Here is a 17322-nt window from a genome sequence, read left to right on the forward strand (position 1 = left end):
GCCCCCCGGCCGTCGGGCGCAGTCTGCCATCTGGCACCGACGAACAACAGCCCGTCAGGCGGTGCGTTCCAGCCGTAGCAGCGCGGGCACCGCGGCGATGCTGAGGACCAGCAGGAACAGCCAGGGCAGGGCGGCGGCGCGGGCGAGGAGCAGGGTGAGCAGTCCGGGGGCGACGGCCTGGCCGACGTTCCAGGAGAGTTGGTAGAGGCCGAGGTAGCGTCCGCGCCGCTCGGGGTCGGCGAGGGAGACGCTGAGGTCCTCGCGGTAGGGGGTGGCGACGGTCTCGGCGAGGTTGTAGACGGCCATGGCGGCGAACAGTCCGGCGAGGACGGCCCAGCCGGGGGCGGCGGCGACGAGGGCGAACAGGGCGAAGGCGAGCGCGTTGAGCAGGGCGCCGGCGGCGACGACCCGGGTGGGTCGGAAGCGTTCGAGCCGGCGGGCGACGGCGCTCTGGGTGAGCACCACCTGGACGCCGTTGAGGACGAGCAGCGCGCCGGCCGTCCACGCGTCGCGGTGCAGGCCCGCGGTGAGGTACACGGCGAGCAGCGCGCTGAGGATCATCGAGGCGAAGACGAAGGTCAGGTTGATCGCGATCAGCAGCAGGTAGCGCCGGTCGCGCAGGACCGGGCCGTAGCCGCCGGAGGCGTCCGTGCGGGCTTGCGGGGGCCGGGCGGCTCCTGCGGGCCGCCAGGTGGCGAGCAGGGCCGCGGCGAGGGCGTAGCTGGCCGCGTTGAGCACGACCAGCAGCCGCAGGGCGCCGCCGTCGGCCACCAGGACGGCGCCGAGCGCGCCGCCGAGCCCGAGTCCGGCGTTGCGCACGGTCTGGACGAGCGCGAACCAGCGCGGCCGCTCCCCCTCGTCGGCGGCGAGGACGACCAGGCCGGTGCTGGACGTCCAGTAGGCGGCGTGGCCGACCTGGGCGAGCAGGCAGACCAGCACGATCTGCCAGGCCTGGTGGGCGAGCAGGAAGCCGCCGTAGGCGAGCGCGGAGAGTGCGTTGGCGGCGGTGGCGACCGCCCGTGCGCCGTACCGGTCGAGCAGCGGGCCGACGGCGACGGCGGTGGGCAGGGCGAGCAGGCGTGCGGTGGAGACGGCGGCTCCGACGGCGGCGACGGACAGGCCGGTGGTGCCCGCGAAGTAGACGAGGGTGAAGGCGAGGATCAGCCCGGTGCCGAGGCTGTCGACGACGTGGGCGCCGATCAGGCGGGCGCGGCCGGCGGTGGCGGGCAGGCCGAGGCGGTCGCGCAGCAGGGGCGCGGTGGAGGTGGTCATGGGCCGAGCGTCCCTGGCATGATCGCCGCCGCCCACTGATTCCACCAGGATCGAATGCTCACCGGAGGTGCCCGTGCTGACCTGGGAGTTCTCGGCGCAGGACCTGGCCCGCACGCGCTTCGCCCGGTCCCCGCTGAGCGAGGTCGCGACGAGCGTCGAGGTGCTCAAGGATCCGGGCCGGCAGGCCGCGCACCTGCCGTGGGTCCGCCGGGCCCGGCAGCGGCTGGAGGGCGTGGGCTGGGAGCTGCTGTCGGCGCTGGTGCGGCTGCCGACGGTGTACGTGCCGGACTTCCTGACCCCGGTGCCGCCGGGCCCGGGCGGGACGATCGCGGAGCAGACGGCCGCGCTGGCGGCCACCGACCCGGCCGTCGTGCGCCGCGACATCGGCCGGCTCGGCGGTGAACTCCACCCGCTGGTGGCGGAGTTGGCGCGCGATCCGGAGGCGGGCCTGGTCCGGCTGGCGGCCGAGGTGCGGGCGTACTGGGACGCGGCGATCGCCCCGCACTGGCCGCGGATGCAACGGCTCGTCGACGGCGAGGTCCTGCGCCGGGCCCGGCAGATGTCGGCGGGCGGCCCGGCGGCGCTCTTCGCGGACCTGCACCCGCTGGTCTCCTGGGAGCGCGACACCCTGCGGATCGGGCACCGGATCGACGTGCACCGGCGGCTGGACGGCGAGCGCGGGCTCGTCCTGCTGCCGACGGTGTTCGCCTGGCCGGGCGTGTTCTCGCAGCAGAACCCGCCGTGGCAGCCCGGCCTGGTCTACCCGCCGCGCGGGGTCGCGACGCTGTGGGAGGCGGCGGCCGCCCCCGTCCCCGAGGGCCTGGCCCGGGTGCTCGGCCGCACCCGCGCCCGGCTGCTCGCCGAGCTGGACTCCCCGGCCTCGACCACGGAACTCGCCTCCCGCACCGGCCTTTCCGCCCCGAACGTCTCCCACCACCTGGGCGCCCTGCACGACGCCGGCTTCCTGGCCCGCCACCGCACCGGCCGCACCGTCCTGTACGTCCGCACCGAGGCGGCGGACCTCCTGCTGCGCCCGTAGCAACCGGAACGCACCCCACCCAGTGGCCGAAAGGCGCCAACCCCGTTCTTCTGGAAGAGAGTTCAACGGGAACGCGTCGGCGCCCGCCCCCCAACTGGTCGGGGAAGGGGGCGGGCGCCAGGAGACCGCATTGGCCCGACGACGCTGGCGGGGGCAGCGGGTTGAGCTCCCGGCGATGCGGCGCCGGGCGTTCAGGGGCCGGTCGGACCGTCAGACCACGAGCGGGCGGTCGGTGGGGCGGATCGGGGCGGGAAGCGGGGTCTTGCCACCGAGGTACCTGTCCACCGCCGCGGCGGCCGAACGGCCCTCCGCGATGGCCCAGACGATCAGGGACTGGCCACGGCCGGCGTCTCCGCAGACGTACACGCCACCGACATTGGTGGCGAACCGGCCGTCGCGGGCAATGTTACCGCGCGCGTCGAGGTCCACTCCCAGCTGCTCGACCAGCCCGTTCCTCACGTCCGTCCCGGTGAAGCCCATGGCCAGGGTGACCAGCTGCGCCGGGATGACCCGCTCGGTGCCGGGCACCTGCTCGAACCTGCCGTCCTTGAACTCCACCTCGACGAGGTGCAGCTCCTGCACGTTGCCGTCCTCATCGCCGCTGAAGTGGGTGGTGCTGACGGAGTAGATCCGCTCGCCGCCCTCCTCGTGCGCGGAGGTGACCTTGTACGTCATCGGCATGGTCGGCCACGGCTGGTGCCCGGGCCGCTCCTCGCCGGGCCGCGGCATGATCTCCAGCTGGGTGACGGACGCCGCCCCCTGCCGGTGCGCGGTGCCGACGCAGTCGGCGCCGGTGTCGCCGCCGCCGATGACGACGACGTGCTTGCCCCTGGCACTGACCGGGGACTCGACGAAGTCGCCCTCCTGCACCTTGTTGGCCAGCGGCAGGTACTCCATGGCCTGGTACACGCCCTTGAGCTCGCGCCCGGGCACCGGCAGGTCGCGTGCCGTCGTGGCGCCGGCCGCGACGACGACCGCGTCGAAGCGCTCGCGCAGCTGCTGCCCGGTGATGTCCTCGCCGACGTGCACGCCGGTGCGGAACCGGGTGCCCTCCGCCCGCATCTGCTCGATGCGGCGGTTGATGTGCCGCTTCTCCATCTTGAACTCGGGGATGCCGTAGCGCAGCAGGCCGCCGACGCGGTCGGCGCGCTCGTACACCACCACGGTGTGCCCGGCCCGGGTGAGCTGCTGGGCGGCGGCGAGGCCGGCCGGGCCGGAGCCCACGACGGCGACCGTCTTGCCGGAGAGCCGCTCGGGGACCTGCGGGGTGACGCCGCCGCGGTCCCAGGCCTTGTCGATGATGGTGACCTCGACGTTCTTGATGGTCACCGCGTCCTGGTTGATGCCGAGGACGCACGCGGACTCGCACGGAGCCGGGCACAGGCGGCCCGTGAACTCCGGGAAGTTGTTGGTCGCGTGCAGCCGCTCGATCGCGCCGACGAAGTCGTCCCGGTAGGCGAGGTCGTTCCACTCGGGGATGAGGTTCCCGAGCGGGCAGCCGTTGTGGCAGAACGGGATGCCGCAGTCCATGCAGCGGCCGGCCTGCTTGGTGATGATCGGCAGGAGGCTGCGCTCGACGTAGACCTCGTTCCAGTCCCGCAGACGGACGTCCACGGGACGGCGCTCGGCCAGCTGCTTGGGCGTGGTCAGGAAGCCCTTGGGGTCAGCCATGTGCCGCCTCCATCATCTTGCGAGTGGTCTCGGCCTCGGAGAGGCCATCGCGCTCAGCGGCGTCCTTGGCGGCGAGCACTGCCTTGTAGTCGGTCGGCATGATCTTGGAGAAGCGGGAGACCCCGCTGCCCCAGTCGGCCAGGAGTTCGGCGGCGACGGTGGAGCCGGTCTCCTCGTAGTGCTGCTGCACGGTCTCGCGCAGCCACTCGCGGTCGTCGGCGGTGGGGGCCTCGATGCCCACCATGCCGTCGTTGACGTTCGCGGGGCGCAGGTCGAGGACGTAGGCGATGCCGCCGGACATGCCGGCCGCGAGGTTGCGCCCGGTCTCGCCGAGGATGACGACCCGCCCGCCGGTCATGTACTCCAGGCCGTGGTCGCCCACGCCCTCGACGACGAGGGTGGCGCCGGAGTTGCGGACGGCGAAGCGCTCACCGGCCTTGCCGCGCAGGTGGATCCGGCCCGAGGTGGCGCCGTAGCCGATGGTGTTGCCGGCGATGACGTGGTTCTGCGCGTCGTTGCCGATGGCCGCGGCCTCGCGGGCCGGGCGGACGACGACGACACCGCCGGAGAGGCCCTTGCCGACGTAGTCGTTGGCGTCGCCCTCCAGGCGCAGGGTCACGCCGCGGGGGACGAAGGCGCCGAACGACTGCCCGGCGGAGCCGGTGAAGGTGACGTCGATGGTGCCCTCGGGCAGGCCCTCGCCGCGGTAGCGCTTGGTCACCTCGTGGCCGAGCATGGTGCCGACCGTGCGGTTGACGTTGCGGATCGGCAGCTGGATGCGGACGGCGTCGCCGCGCTCCAGGGCGTCCTCGGCCAGCTCGATCAGCTGGTTGTCCAGCGCCTTGTCGAGCGCGTGGTCCTGGGTCGTCGTGCAGTGCCGGGCGGCGCCTTCCGGCAGCGACGGCACGTGGAAGAGCGGGGCCAGGTCGAGCCCGGCGGCCTTCCAGTGGTCGACCGCGGCCTGGGCGTTGATGTGCTCGGCGTGGCCGACGGCCTCCTCGATCGAGCGGAAGCCCAGCGAGGCCAGGATCTCCCGGACCTCCTCGGCGATGAACTCGAAGAAGTTGACGACGAATTCGGGCTTGCCGGAGAACCGGTCGCGCAGCACCGGGTTCTGCGTGGCGACGCCGACCGGGCAGGTGTCCAGGTGGCAGACGCGCATCATGATGCAGCCGGAGACGACCAGCGGGGCGGTCGCGAAGCCGAACTCCTCGGCGCCGAGCAGCGCGGCGATGACGACGTCGCGGCCGGTCTTCAGCTGGCCGTCGGTCTGGACGACGATGCGCTCGCGCAGCCCGTTGAGCAGCAGGGTCTGCTGGGTCTCGGCGAGGCCGAGCTCCCAGGGGCCGCCGGCGTGTTTGAGCGAGGTGAGCGGCGAGGCGCCGGTGCCGCCGTCGTGCCCGGAGACCAGGACGACGTCCGCGTGCGCCTTGGAGACACCCGCCGCGACCGTACCCACGCCGACCTCGGACACCAGCTTCACGTGGATGCGGGCCGCCGGGTTGGCGTTCTTGAGGTCGTGGATCAGCTGGGCCAGGTCCTCGATGGAGTAGATGTCGTGGTGCGGCGGCGGCGAGATCAGGCCGACGCCCGGGGTGGAGTGCCGGGTGCTGGCGACCCACGGGTAGACCTTGTGGCCGGGCAGCTGGCCGCCCTCGCCGGGCTTGGCGCCCTGGGCCATCTTGATCTGGATGTCGTCGGCGTTGACCAGGTACTCGGAGGTGACGCCGAAGCGGCCGGAGGCGACCTGCTTGATCGCCGAGCGGCGCTCGGGGTCGTACAGGCGGTCCGGGTCCTCGCCGCCCTCACCGGTGTTGGACTTGCCGCCGAGGCGGTTCATCGCGATGGCGAGGGTCTCGTGCGCCTCGCGGGAGATCGAGCCGTAGGACATGGCGCCGGTGGAGAAGCGCTTGACGATCTCGGAGACCGGCTCGACCTCCTCGACCGGGATCGCCTCGCGGCCGAGCGCGTCGAGCTGGAACAGGCCGCGCAGCGTCATGAGGCGCTCGGACTGCTCGTTCACCCGGTCCGTGTACTGCTTGAAGATGTCGTACCGGCGGTTGCGGGTGGAGTGCTGGAGCCGGAAGACGGTGTCCGGGTCGAACAGGTGCGGCTCGCCCTCGCGGCGCCACTGGTACTCGCCGCCGATCTCCAGCGCGCGGTGCGCGGCGGGGATGCCGGAGGCCGGGTAGGCCTTGGCGTGCCGGGCGGCGGTCTCCTTGGCGATCTCGTCCAGGCCGATGCCGCCGAGCTTGGTGGTGGTGCCGGCGAAGTAGCCGTCGACCAGCTCGTGCGAGAGGCCGATGGCCTCGAAGACCTGGGCGCCGCGGTAGGAGGCGACGGTCGAGATGCCCATCTTGGACATGACCTTGAGCACGCCCTTGCCGAGCGCCTTGATCAGGTTCTTGATGGCCTTCTCGGGCTCGACGCCCTGGATGAAGACGCCCTGGGCGACGAGGTCCTCGACGGACTCCATGGCCAGGTACGGGTTGACCGCGCCGGCGCCGTAGCCGACCAGCAGTGCGACGTGGTGCACCTCGCGGACGTCGCCGGCCTCGACCAGCAGGGACACCTGGGTGCGCTGCTTGGTGCGGATGAGGTGGTGGTGGATCGCGGAGGTGAGCAGCAGCGAGGGGATCGGGGCGTGCTCGGCGTCCGAGTGGCGGTCGGAGAGCACGATGATCCGGGCGCCGTCGGCGATCGCGGCGTCGGCCTCGGCGGCGATCTCGGCGAGGCGGGCGGCCAGGCCCTCGCCGCCGGTGGCGACCTTGTAGAGGCCGGACAGCGTGACGGCCTTGAGGCCGGGCTGGTCGCCGTCGGCGTTGATGTGGACGAGCTTGGCCAGCTCGTCGTTGTCGATCACCGGGAAGGTGATGCCGACCGAGCGGCAGGCGGCGGCATCGGCGGCCAGCAGGTTGCCCTCGGGGCCGAGGTTGCTGAGCAGCGAGGTGACGAGCTCCTCGCGGATGGCGTCCAGCGGCGGGTTGGTGACCTGCGCGAAGAGCTGCACGAAGTAGTCGAACAGCAGGCGCGGCTTCTCGCTGAGCGCGGCGATCGGCGAGTCGGTGCCCATCGAGCCGAGCGCCTCGGCGCCGGTCTTGGCCATCGGCGCGAGGATGACCCGCAGCTCCTCCTCGGTGTAGCCGAAGGTCTGCTGGCGGCGGGTGACGGAGGCGTGGGTGTGCGCGATGTGCTCGCGCTCGGGGAGCTTGGCGAGCTGGATCTGGCCGGCGGTGACCCACTCCTCGTACGGGTGCTCGGCGGCGAGGCCCGCCTTGATCTCCTCGTCCGGGACGATCCGGTTCTCGTTGAGGCAGACCAGGAACATCTTGCCGGGCTGCAGACGGCCCTTCTGGACGACCTTCTGCTGGTCGAGGTCGAGGACGCCGACCTCGGAGGAGAGCACGACCAGGCCGTCCTCGGTGACCCAGTAGCGGGCCGGGCGCAGGCCGTTGCGGTCGAGCACGGCGCCGATCCGGGTGCCGTCGGTGAAGGTGACGCAGGCCGGGCCGTCCCAGGGCTCCATCAGGTTGGAGTGGTACTGGTAGAACGCACGGCGGGCCGGGTCCATGGTGGCGTGGTTCTCCCACGCCTCCGGGACCATCATCAGCACCGAGTGCGGCAGCGACCGGCCGCCGAGGTGGAGCAGCTCCAGGACCTCGTCGAAGGAGGCCGAGTCGGAGTGGTCCGGGGTGCAGATCGGGAAGATCCGCTCCAGACCCTGCCCGTTCTTGTTGGCCGGGATGAGGTCGGTGGTGAGCTGCGACTCGCGGGCGCGCATCCAGTTGCGGTTGCCCTTGACCGTGTTGATCTCGCCGTTGTGCGCGACGAAGCGGTACGGGTGGGCGAGCGGCCAGCTCGGGAAGGTGTTGGTGGAGAACCGCGAGTGCACCAGGCCGATGGCGGACGCGTAGGTGCGGTCCGACAGGTCGGGGAAGAAGGGCTCCAGCTGGCCGGTGGTCAGCATGCCCTTGTAGACGATGGTGCGGGCGGACAGCGACGGGAAGTAGACGCCGGCCTCGCGCTCGGCGCGCTTGCGGACGACGAAGGCGATCCGGTCGAGCTCGATGCCGGTGAGGCCGTCGCGGCCCAGGTTCTGTCCGACGGGCGCTGACGCGAGGAAGACCTGGCGGAAGCGGGGCATCACGCTGCGCGCGGTGGCGCCGAGGAGGTCGGGGGTGACGGGCACGTCGCGCCAGCCGAGGACGGTCAGGTCCTCCTCGGCGGCGATGGCCTCGATCTGCGCGACGGCGGCGGCGTCGGCCGCGTCCTCGTCCGGCAGGAAGGCGATGCCGACGGCGTAGGAGCCGGCGGCCGGGAGCTCGAAGGAGACCTTGCCGCGCAGGAAGGCGTCCGGGATCTGGGTGAGGATGCCGGCGCCGTCACCGGAGTCGGGCTCGGCGCCGGTGGCGCCGCGGTGCTCCAGGTTGCGCAGGACGGTCAGCGCCTGCTCGACGATGGTGTGGTCGGCGATGCCGGTCAGCGTGGCGACGAAACCGACGCCGCAGGCGTCGTGCTCGTTCCGCGGGTCGTACAGGCCCTGAGCAGCAGGTCGCGCATCCGGAACGAGCGCGTACGGCGGGCGGGCGGCGCCGGCCTGGGGCTCGTTGGCGGAGTGCATGGATGCAGGCAGCATCGGCTCTCCCGTCGTCGTCTTTCGGCAAGTTGGTGCAAGTAGGGACGACGTTGGCCCTGATGCGATGGAGCGGTTTCGTGCAAGTTACATGATGCCCAAGATCCCGGGAAGCGGAATATCTCGTCCGCATGGTGGACGGATCCGCAGGTCGGGGGGTGAATGAAGGGACGTGCCACAGTGCACGTCCCGACGATTGTGCCCGGCGGTCGGCCGCCCGAAACAGTGGCGAAACCGGACCGCCACACGAGGCGATCAAGGGCGCCTGCGAATCCTTTCCCGGGGCCGCGCCGCGGATGCGAATCTGCGACTCCAGGGCTCGGATGGCGAGACTAGGCCAGGCAATGCGCGACGGCCATGTGCGGAACGTCACGCATTCACCGGCATAGTCATGCAGGGGGCCGTGTCATCCCACATGCCCGCCGATGAGCCAGCCCAGCAGGTACGTCACACCCGCCGCCGCACCGCCCAGCACCAGCTGCCGCAGCCCGCTGAACCACCAGTTGCGCGCCGTCACGCGGGCCACCACGGCACCGCAGGCGAAGAGCCCGGCCGCAGCGAGCACCAGGGCGGGCAGCAGCGTCGTCGCGCCCAGCAGGTACGGAAGCAGCGGCAGCAGCGCGCCGAGCGCGAAGCAGACGAAGGAGGACGCGGCGGCGACCAGCGGCGAGGGCAGGTCGTTGGGGTCGATGCCCAGTTCCTCCCGCGCGTGGATCTCCAGCGTCTGGTCCGGGTCGGCGGACAGCTGCCGGGCCACCTCGTGGGCCAGGTCCGGGTCCACCCCGCGCGACACGTACAGCTGGGCCAGCTCGGCCAGTTCGCCGTGCGGGTTGCGGCTCAGCTCCAGCCGCTCGGCCTCGATCTCGGCCTGCACGAGCTCGCGCTGCGAGGCCACCGAGGTGTACTCCCCCGCCGCCATCGAGCAGGCGCCGGCCGCCAGCCCGGCGAGCCCGGTGAGGATCACCGTGCCGTTGGACGCCGCGCCGCCGACCACACCGGTCATCAGCGCGAAGTTGGAGACCAGGCCGTCGACCGCACCGAACACCGCGGGCCGCAGCCAGCCGCCGTTGACGTCCCGGTGGTGGTCCGCCGCAGGTATGCGGGGGTGCTGCCCGGCCTCGGGCTCAAGGGTGGTCGCGCTCACGGTTCTGCCCCTCCGTCTTCGTTCGTCTGCCTCGAACGTAGCCGGGTCGAGCTGGGCATTTCCAGCAAAGTAAGGCTGTCCGAACAGCACTGAGGCCACCCTTCGCACGTCCTGCGAAGGGTGGCCTCACGGGGAGGAACTCCCCAGGTCAGATCGGGTTCTCGGTGTCCTCGCCGGCCTTCTCGACGGTCGCGACGGCTGATTCGGCGTCCGCCTTTTTGTCCACTGACCGGGACAGCTCGGCGGTCTCACCGGCCCCGGCGACCTTCTCGGACGGGGCGGCCTTCCTCGCGCTCGCCTCGGCCCCGGCCTTGCGCTCCGAAGCCCTGCCCTCGGCGGCCTTGCCCTCGGCCCCGTCCTGCGCCTCGTGCGCGGCCGGGTCGACGCTCGCCGGGTCCTCCCGGCCGGGCCGCTTCTTGCCGACGATCACGAAGTACGCCACGGCGCCGAGGAACACCACGATCGACGTCCAGTCGTTCAGCCGCAGGCCGAAGTAGACGTGCGCCTCGTCGATCCGCAGCCACTCGGTCCAGAACCGGCCCACCGTGTAAGCGGCCACGTACAGCGCGAACGCCCTGCCGTGCCCCAGCTTCCAGCGCCGGTCCGCCCAGATCACCAGCAGCGCGACCGCGACGTCCCAGATCGACTCGTAGAGGAAGGTCGGGTGGTAGACGCCCGACACGACCTCGCCGTTCGGCAGCGTCTTGTGGATCTCCAGGCCCCACGGCAGCGTGGTCGGCCGGCCGTACAGCTCCTGGTTGAACCAGTTGCCCCAGCGCCCCATCGCCTGCGCGAGCGCGATGCCCGGCGCGATGGCGTCGGCGTAGGCGGGCAGCGGCACGCCCCGGCGGCGGCAGCCGATCCAGGCCCCGACCGCGCCGAGCGCGACCGCGCCCCAGATGCCGAGGCCGCCCTCCCAGATCTTGAAGGCGTTCCACGGGTTCTTGCCGTCGCCGAAGTACAGCTGGTGATCGGTGATCACGTGGTACAGCCGGCCGCCGACCAGGCCGAACGGCACGGCCCACACGGCGATGTCACCGACCGTGTGCTTGGCACCGCCCCGGGCGACCCAGCGCTTGCTGCCGAGCCAGACGGCTACGACGACACCGAGGATGATGCAGAAGGCATAGGCGCGCAGCGGGACCGGTCCGAGATACAGGACGCCCCGCGACGGGCTGGGAATGTAGGCGATATCCATGACAGCTCCGACGCTACAGGGTCGGCGGCCCGCGCCGGACAACCCTGGGGTCACAGAAACCGAACAACGGGCAGGAAATCCGGGTACCACCCCCTCCGGACGGGACGGAGGCGGCGGCACCGGGCGGCCTGCACGGCTCAGTCGGCGTTCGGCGAGGGGTTGTTGCTCTCCGAGGCGGTGGCGCTGGGCGCCGGCGTCTGCCCGTTGGAGCCCGGGGTGCCCAGCTGCTTGCCCTGGTTGGCGGCGTCCACCCACTTCGCCAGGTTCGCCGGGGTGATCTCCTCGTTGCCGTTCTTCGGGTAGATCGGCTGGCCGTTGAGGAGCACGGTCGGGGTGGACTTGTAGCTGGACTTGTCGAAGTCCTGCTGCACCGCGGACACCCATCCGCCGTACTTGTTGTCCTTGACGCAGGACTCGAAGGCGGGCGTGTCCAGGCCGCTGACCTGCTTGGCCAGGTTGATCAGGACGGCCTTGTTGCCGAAGGCGTCGTTGGTCTCGTCCGGCTGGTTGCGGTAGAGGACGTCGTGGAAGTCCCGGAAGTGCCCGGCGTCCTGGGCGCAGGCCAGGGCGCCGGCGCCGTTCTTGGAGCCCTTGCCGGGCACCGCGCGGTCGATGAACGAGACGACGTGGGCGTTGGTGTAGATCTTGCCCTGGTCCTCGAGCTGGTCGATGGTCGAGGAGAACTCGCGCTCGAAGATGCCGCAGGCGGGACAGCGCGGGTCCTCGTAGACGGTCAGGACGGACGGGGCGCCCGCGGAGCCGACCGGGATGACGAGGTTCTTGTCGCCGATCGTCCCGGCCGGGGCGGCGGTCGGCGTCTCCGGCTTGGAGCGCTGGTTCTGCACCATCACGCCGACGACGACCGCGGCGGCGATCACCGCGAGCACCGCACCGCCCGCGATGAGCTTCTTCCTGCGCCGTCCGGCGGCCTCGTCAGCCGCCCGCTGCGCCAGCATCCGCTCGCGGGCGGTGCGCTTGCCTTCTCGGTTCTTGTCGCTCATTGCCTTGACATCCATCGGGAGGACCTCGGTCGGGGGATTGGGATGCGGTGGGGCCTGCCGGTCAGCTCGCCAGCCAGCCGTCCACCGAGAACTTGGTGCGGGGCCGCCACAGCAGCCACCCGGCCAGCAGCAGGAACCCGGTGTCGCGCAGGATCTCCTGCAGGTACTCGGTCTGCGAGGCGTCCACGTGCCCACCGCCGCCGAAGCAGCCGCAGTCGATCGAGATGCCGCGCGCCCAGGCCGAGCCGATCCCGGCGATGAAGGTGAGCAGCAGCAGCGCGCAGACGCCGGCGACCAGCCGGACGCCCAGGCCGACCACCAACAGCAGGGCGAGCGCCAGCTCCAGGAAGGGCAGCCCGTAGCCGATCGGCTTGACCAGCCCCTCCGGCAGGATCTCGTAGGCGCGGACGGCCTGGGCGGCCTCCGCCGGGTCGGCGATCTTGGCCAGTCCGGCCCAGCCCCACACCACCGCGAGCCCGAGCCGGACGGCGGCGCCGAGCCACTGCGTCCACACCGGCACGGGTCGGCGCGCCGGCGGCGCGGAGACCGCGGACACGGATCCGCCGGGCTGCACTGCCGCGCCGGCCATCAGGGAACCCCCCTCGGGAAACTCGTTCACTTCCTGATGAACCGTAAGAGGCTGAGCCCGGTTCCTCCGCATTCAGGAATTAAGCCTTATGAGTGACGTCTGATGGCGGTCTGTCCGATTCGGCCCGAACTTCCGTGCGCTACCGGCAGATCAACGGGCGCCCCAGGTCGAAGAGGTCGGTGCGGCCCTCGTGGTGCCGGTGCGAGTCCCGCGCGGCGGCCTCCCAGCGGGCCGCCTCGGCACACACGGACGCGTCCCGCTCGGCCCGCTCGGCGGCCGCCCTGGCCAGCGCGTGCCCGACCTCGGAGTGCGCCCCGACGGCGGCGCCGAGGGCCAGGGCGGCCGCCGCCGCCCGCAGCAGGACGGCTCGGTGGAAACCTCTCACCGGCTCACCCCTTCGCTCGCTCGCCGACCCCCGCACACGTTGTCCGTGCACTCGTCCCTCCACTCAACGTCGGTCAACCCTGGCTGATGCGTGTCACCGCCACGGTTCACCCGTTCGGGGTCCCGGCCGATGCCCGGCGACGCGTCACCCTCCCCCGAAAGGCCGAGGGCCCGTCGCTCCCCCTGGAGCGACGGGCCCTCGGCCGTCCCGTTGTGCCGGTGCGTCAGCGTCGGCGCACGCCCTGCGCCAGCTCGCCGGCCAGGGCGCGGACGGCGGCGAGCGCGGCCGGCTCGTCCCCGTCGGCCGCCAGGATGCGCTTCACGAACGCGGACCCGACGATCACGCCGTCCGCGAAGCCCGCCACCTCGGCTGCCTGGGCGGCGTCGGAGACGCCGAGCCCGACGCAGACCGGCAGGTCGGTGGTGGCCCGGGTGCGGGCGACCAGGTCCTCGGCGAGCGAGCCGACCGCGCTGCGGGTGCCCGTCACGCCCATCACCGCGGCGGCGTACACGAACCCGCTGCCGGCCGCGGTGACCTCGGCCAGCCGCTGGTCCTTGCTGCTGGGGGCGACCACGAACACGGTGTCCAGGCCGTGCTCGTCCGCCGCCTTGCGCCACTCCCCCGACTCCTCCACCGGCAGGTCCGGCAGGATGCAGCCGGCCCCGCCCGCGGCCGCCAGGTCGGCGGCGAAGCGCGCCACGCCGTAGCGGTCGACCGGGTTCCAGTACGTCATCACCAGCACCGCCGCACCGGGGTGCGCGGTGGCGACCTCCTGGACGGTCCGCAGCACGTCCTTGATCCGCACGCCGCCGCGCAGGGCGATGTCGTCGGCGGTCTGGATGACGGCGCCGTCCAGCACCGGGTCGGAGTGCGGCAGGCCGACCTCGACGACGTCGCAGCCGCCCTCGATCAGCGCGTTGATCGCCCGGATGCCGCCGTCGACGGTCGGGAAGCCGGCCGGCAGGTAGCCGATCAGCGCGGCCCGGTCCTCCGCCTTGGCCGCCGCCAGGATGCCGCTGAGCTTGCTCGCCATGTCACTTACCCCCGTGGGTCGCGTCGCCGCCGGCCGGCTCGTCGTACAGGCCGAAGTACTGGGCCGCGGTGTGCATGTCCTTGTCGCCGCGCCCGGAGAGCGAGACCAGGATGGTGGCCTCGGGCCCGAGTTCGCGGCCGAGCTCCAGGGCGCCGGCCAGCGCGTGGGCGCTCTCGATGGCCGGGATGATGCCCTCGGTGCGGGAGAGCAGGCGCAGCGCCTGCATCGCGGCGTCGTCGGTGACCGGGCGGTACTCGGCCCGTCCGGTGTCCTTGAGCCACGCGTGCTCCGGGCCGACGCCCGGGTAGTCGAGGCCGGCCGAGATGGAGTGCGACTCGATGGTCTGGCCGTCCTCGTCCTGCAGGACGTAGGTGCGCGAGCCGTGCAGCACGCCGGGGTCGCCCTTGGTGAGGGTCGCCGCGTGCCTGGGGGTGTCGGCGCCCTCGCCGGCCGCCTCGCAGCCGATCAGGCGGACACCGGCGTCCGGGATGAACTCGTGGAAGATGCCCATCGCGTTGGAGCCGCCGCCGACGCAGGCGACGACGGCGTCGGGCAGCCGTCCGGTCCGGTCGAGCACCTGTCGGCGGGCCTCGACGCCGATGACCCGGTGGAAGTCGCGGACCATCATCGGGAACGGGTGCGGACCGGCCACCGTGCCGAACAGGTAGTGGGTGGAGTCGACGTTGGCGACCCAGTCGCGGAACGCCTCGTTGATGGCGTCCTTGAGGGTGCGGCTGCCGGACTTGACGGCCACCACCTCGGCGCCGAGCATCCGCATCCGGGCGACGTTCAGCGCCTGGCGCTGGGTGTCGACCTCGCCCATGTAGATCGTGCAGTCGAAGCCGAACAGCGCGCACGCGGTGGCGGTGGCCACGCCGTGCTGGCCGGCGCCGGTCTCGGCGATGATCCGGGTCTTGCCCATCCGCCTGGTGAGCAGGGCCTGGCCCAGCACGTTGTTGATCTTGTGCGAGCCGGTGTGGTTCAGGTCCTCGCGCTTGAGCAGGATGCGCGCGCCGCCCGCCTCGGCGGAGAAGCGGTGCACGTCGGTCAGCGGGCTCGGGCGGCCCGTGTAGTCCTTGAGCAGGGCGTCGAGCTCGGCGGTGAAGGCCGGGTCGGCCTTGGCCTTCTCGTACTCCTCCGCGACCTGCTCGACGGCGGCGACCAGCGCCTCCGGGATGAAGCGGCCGCCGTACGCGCCGAAGTAGCCGCGGGCGTCCGGCACTTGGGTGCCGGGCGGGTAGTCCTTCTCGGACATGGTGGATTCCCTTGGGGAGATGACGACAGTGACGTCTCGTGGCCGGTGATCAGCCGAGCGTCCTGCGCCATCGCCGGCCCTGCACCTGCCCGGGCTCGCAGCCGATGACGTACCGCACCCGCCGCCCCAGCACCCGGCGCGCGGGCGCGCGGCAGCCGCGCGGGCGGCAGCCGGGGGCGAGACGGGTGGCGATCTTCATCTGGACCGCGTCAGTCCTTGTGCCGTACGGCCGGGTGGGCCCCGGCGGCGACCAGGTCGGCGACCGCGGCACGCGGGTCCTTGCCGGTCACCAGGGACTCGCCGACCAGCACCGCGTCCGCGCCGAGGTTGGCGTAGGAGATCACGTCCAGCGGGCCGCGCACGCCGGACTCGGCGACCTTGACGATGCCGTCCGGGATCGCGTGGACGACGTTGCCGAAGGTGTTGCGGTCCACCTCAAGGGTCTTGAGGTTGCGGGCGTTGACGCCGATGATCCGCGCCCCGGCGTCCACCGCGCGCTTGATCTCCTCCTCGTCGTGCACCTCCACCAGCGGCGTGAGGCCGATCGACTCGGCGCGCTCGATCAGCGACACCAGGGCCGGCTGGTCGAGGGCGGCGACGATCAGCAGCGCGAGGTCGGCGCCGTGCGCGCGGGCCTCCCACAGCTGGTAGGCGGTGACGATGAAGTCCTTGCGCAGCAGCGGGGTGTCCACCGCGGCGCGGACGGCGTCGAGGTCGGCCAGCGACCCGCCGAAGCGGCGCTGCTCGGTCAGCACGCTGATCGCGGCGGCGCCGCCGGCCGCGTAGTCGCGCGCCAGGGCGGCCGGATCGGCGATCGCGGCCAGGGCGCCCTTGGACGGGCTGGAGCGCTTCACCTCGCAGATCACCCGGACCCCGTCGCCCCTGAGGGCGGCGACGCCGTCCTTGGCCTCAGGGGCCCTGGCGGCGAGCTCCTTGAGCTCGTCCAGGGAGACCCGGGCCTGCCGCTCGACGAGGTCCTCACGGACCCCTTCGATGATCGTGTCGAGCACGCTCATGCGCCCACCTCGCTACGCTCGGCAGGCGCTTCGCGCAACACGCACCTGTCAATGGTTCGTTCGCTCCGCTCACTCACGGCGCAGTGCCCCCATCATTTCTGCTAGTTCGCTAGCGAGGAGCCGTCCGGGCGAAAGCCCGCCGGCTCTTCGATGGTATCGGCACCCGGGGGAGCGAACCGCATCAGCCCGGCGCGCGTCTCGCGGACCGGACGCCCCTGCGGCGGCTCTCAACTGCGACTTCACCGGTTCTCCACCCGCGTCCGGGCGGCGGCCCGGCGGCGGCCGGATCAGACCAGCGGCGGCGCCAGCCCCGCCCCGACCGGCAGATTGCGCACCACGGTGAACACCAGCACCAGCAGCCCGATCAGCGCCCAGCGGCGCGCCCCGACCGACACCCGCGGCATCGGGCCGCCGGTCAGCGCGGCCCAGCCCCAGCGCAGCCACATCACCGCCAGGACGGCGAACAGCAGCACCGCGACGGCGTTGTCGTGCAGCGCGGCGGTGAAGTCCCCGTGGGCGAGCGCGTGGACGCAGCGCAGGCCCCCGCAGCCGGGGCACCACCAGCCGGTCGCGGCCAGGAACGGGCAGTTCGGGTAGTGCCCGGGTGCGTTCGGGTCCACCACGGAGACGTACACGGTGGGCACGGCCACCGCGGCCAGCGCGGCCAGCGGGGGGCCCAGCCGCCGCAGCACGGGCGGCGGGGCGGAGGCGGTAGGAGCGGCGTTCACGCCCCCGATTCTGCCCGGCCCGGGCGCCGGGAACGCGAAAACGGCGGGCGTGGCGCGCCCGCCGTTCAGCTGTGCGAGGGGTCCGGCCGTCAGGCGGTGACGACGGCGCGCGCGGCGCGGGCCTCGGTCTGCTCCTCGATGGACTTGTAGACGTTGGCGCTCGGCTGCTTGCCCATGCCGGCCATCGCCATGGCCTTGCCGACGATGCCGCCGACGACGACGACCGCCAGACCGGCCACGACCAGCAGCGGCGACGGCAGGATCATCGCGACGCCCGCGATGCCGAAGCCGACGAACGAGATGACGACGCCGGTCCAGGCGGCGGGAGTGTGGCCGTGTGCTGCTGCTGCCATCGATG

At 72.5% G+C, this 17322-nt stretch carries 15 protein-coding genes; 1 reads left to right on the top strand and 14 read right to left on the bottom strand.

All coding sequences use genetic code 11. The features are described from left to right. Positions 1–54: 54 nt before the first annotated feature. The gene (locus ACWCXH_RS05805) at positions 55–1272 is read right to left on the bottom strand and encodes an MFS transporter (RefSeq protein ID WP_449800070.1); all 1218 of its coding nucleotides are present in this window, start codon (positions 1270–1272) and stop codon (positions 55–57) included. A 67-nt stretch (positions 1273–1339) separates the two neighbouring features. On the opposite strand from ACWCXH_RS05805, the gene ACWCXH_RS05810 reads away from it, so the two are divergent. Further along, complete coding sequence (locus tag ACWCXH_RS05810) at positions 1340–2311, top strand: DUF5937 family protein (protein ID WP_449800071.1); 972 nt, start codon at positions 1340–1342, stop codon at positions 2309–2311. A gap of 210 nt (positions 2312–2521) precedes the next feature. Here ACWCXH_RS05810 and ACWCXH_RS05815 read toward each other — a convergent pair whose 3' ends face one another. The 13 genes from ACWCXH_RS05815 to ACWCXH_RS05875 all read right to left on the bottom strand — a co-directional run bounded on the left by ACWCXH_RS05815 (position 2522) and on the right by ACWCXH_RS05875 (position 17317). Then, complete coding sequence (locus tag ACWCXH_RS05815; RefSeq protein ID WP_449800072.1) at positions 2522–3982, bottom strand: glutamate synthase subunit beta; 1461 nt, start codon at positions 3980–3982, stop codon at positions 2522–2524. Beyond that, entirely contained in the window at positions 3975–8603 is a 4629-nt protein-coding gene (gltB, locus tag ACWCXH_RS05820) for a glutamate synthase large subunit (RefSeq protein ID WP_449800302.1), read from the bottom strand. Before gltB ends, ACWCXH_RS05815 begins: the two co-directional genes overlap by 8 nt. A gap of 418 nt (positions 8604–9021) precedes the next feature. Beyond that, positions 9022–9714: a VIT1/CCC1 transporter family protein gene (locus ACWCXH_RS05825; RefSeq protein WP_449800303.1), complete on the bottom strand. Its 693-nt coding sequence runs from the start codon at positions 9712–9714 to the stop codon at positions 9022–9024. A 193-nt stretch (positions 9715–9907) separates the two neighbouring features. Continuing rightward, entirely contained in the window at positions 9908–10957 is a 1050-nt protein-coding gene (gene lgt, locus ACWCXH_RS05830) for a prolipoprotein diacylglyceryl transferase (protein WP_449800073.1), read from the bottom strand. Positions 10958–11094: 137 nt separating this feature from the next. Further along, the gene (locus ACWCXH_RS05835) at positions 11095–11958 is read right to left on the bottom strand and encodes a DsbA family protein (RefSeq protein ID WP_449800074.1); all 864 of its coding nucleotides are present in this window, start codon (positions 11956–11958) and stop codon (positions 11095–11097) included. Between the two features lie 61 nt (positions 11959–12019). Next, positions 12020–12547, bottom strand: coding sequence for a MauE/DoxX family redox-associated membrane protein (locus ACWCXH_RS05840; RefSeq protein WP_449800075.1), 528 nt, complete (start codon positions 12545–12547; stop codon positions 12020–12022). A 139-nt stretch (positions 12548–12686) separates the two neighbouring features. Beyond that, complete coding sequence (locus tag ACWCXH_RS05845; protein ID WP_449800076.1) at positions 12687–12932, bottom strand: hypothetical protein; 246 nt, start codon at positions 12930–12932, stop codon at positions 12687–12689. A gap of 223 nt (positions 12933–13155) precedes the next feature. Further along, positions 13156–13965 carry a tryptophan synthase subunit alpha gene (gene trpA, locus ACWCXH_RS05850; protein ID WP_449800077.1) on the bottom strand — a complete coding sequence of 270 codons (810 nt, stop codon included), beginning with the start codon at positions 13963–13965 and terminating at the stop codon, positions 13156–13158. 1 nt (position 13966) lies between these two features. Next, positions 13967–15220, bottom strand: a complete 1254-nt coding sequence (gene trpB, locus ACWCXH_RS05855; protein ID WP_449800078.1) for a tryptophan synthase subunit beta — start codon at positions 15218–15220, stop codon at positions 13967–13969. A 49-nt stretch (positions 15221–15269) separates the two neighbouring features. After that, on the bottom strand, positions 15270–15491 hold the full coding sequence (gene trpM, locus ACWCXH_RS05860; protein ID WP_449800079.1) for a tryptophan biosynthesis modulator TrpM: 222 nt from the start codon (positions 15489–15491) through the stop codon (positions 15270–15272). After that, a complete protein-coding gene (gene trpC / locus ACWCXH_RS05865) occupies positions 15430–16236 on the bottom strand; it encodes an indole-3-glycerol phosphate synthase TrpC (protein ID WP_449800080.1) in 807 nt (268 codons plus the stop codon). Before trpC ends, trpM begins: the two co-directional genes overlap by 62 nt. 287 nt (positions 16237–16523) lie before the next feature. Beyond that, a complete protein-coding gene (locus ACWCXH_RS05870) occupies positions 16524–16964 on the bottom strand; it encodes a DUF2752 domain-containing protein (RefSeq protein WP_449800081.1) in 441 nt (146 codons plus the stop codon). Positions 16965–17053: 89 nt separating this feature from the next. Next, on the bottom strand, positions 17054–17317 hold the full coding sequence (locus ACWCXH_RS05875) for an HGxxPAAW family protein (RefSeq protein WP_449800082.1): 264 nt from the start codon (positions 17315–17317) through the stop codon (positions 17054–17056). Positions 17318–17322 lie beyond the last annotated feature (5 nt).

The organism is Kitasatospora sp. NPDC001660 (assembly GCF_053596725.1).

Coding starts and splice junctions, on each gene's coding strand:
- ACWCXH_RS05805 (WP_449800070.1), bottom strand. CDS start 1,272: ATGACCACCTCCACCGCGCCCCTGCTGCGCGACCGCCTCGGCCTGCCC.
- ACWCXH_RS05815 (WP_449800072.1), bottom strand. CDS start 3,982: ATGGCTGACCCCAAGGGCTTCCTGACCACGCCCAAGCAGCTGGCCGAG.
- gltB (WP_449800302.1), bottom strand. CDS start 8,603: ATGCACTCCGCCAACGAGCCCCAGGCCGGCGCCGCCCGCCCGCCGTAC.
- lgt (WP_449800073.1), bottom strand. CDS start 10,957: ATGGATATCGCCTACATTCCCAGCCCGTCGCGGGGCGTCCTGTATCTC.
- ACWCXH_RS05835 (WP_449800074.1), bottom strand. CDS start 11,958: ATGAGCGACAAGAACCGAGAAGGCAAGCGCACCGCCCGCGAGCGGATG.
- ACWCXH_RS05840 (WP_449800075.1), bottom strand. CDS start 12,547: ATGGCCGGCGCGGCAGTGCAGCCCGGCGGATCCGTGTCCGCGGTCTCC.
- trpA (WP_449800077.1), bottom strand. CDS start 13,965: ATGGCGAGCAAGCTCAGCGGCATCCTGGCGGCGGCCAAGGCGGAGGAC.
- trpB (WP_449800078.1), bottom strand. CDS start 15,220: ATGTCCGAGAAGGACTACCCGCCCGGCACCCAAGTGCCGGACGCCCGC.
- trpC (WP_449800080.1), bottom strand. CDS start 16,236: ATGAGCGTGCTCGACACGATCATCGAAGGGGTCCGTGAGGACCTCGTC.
- ACWCXH_RS05875 (WP_449800082.1), bottom strand. CDS start 17,317: ATGGCAGCAGCAGCACACGGCCACACTCCCGCCGCCTGGACCGGCGTC.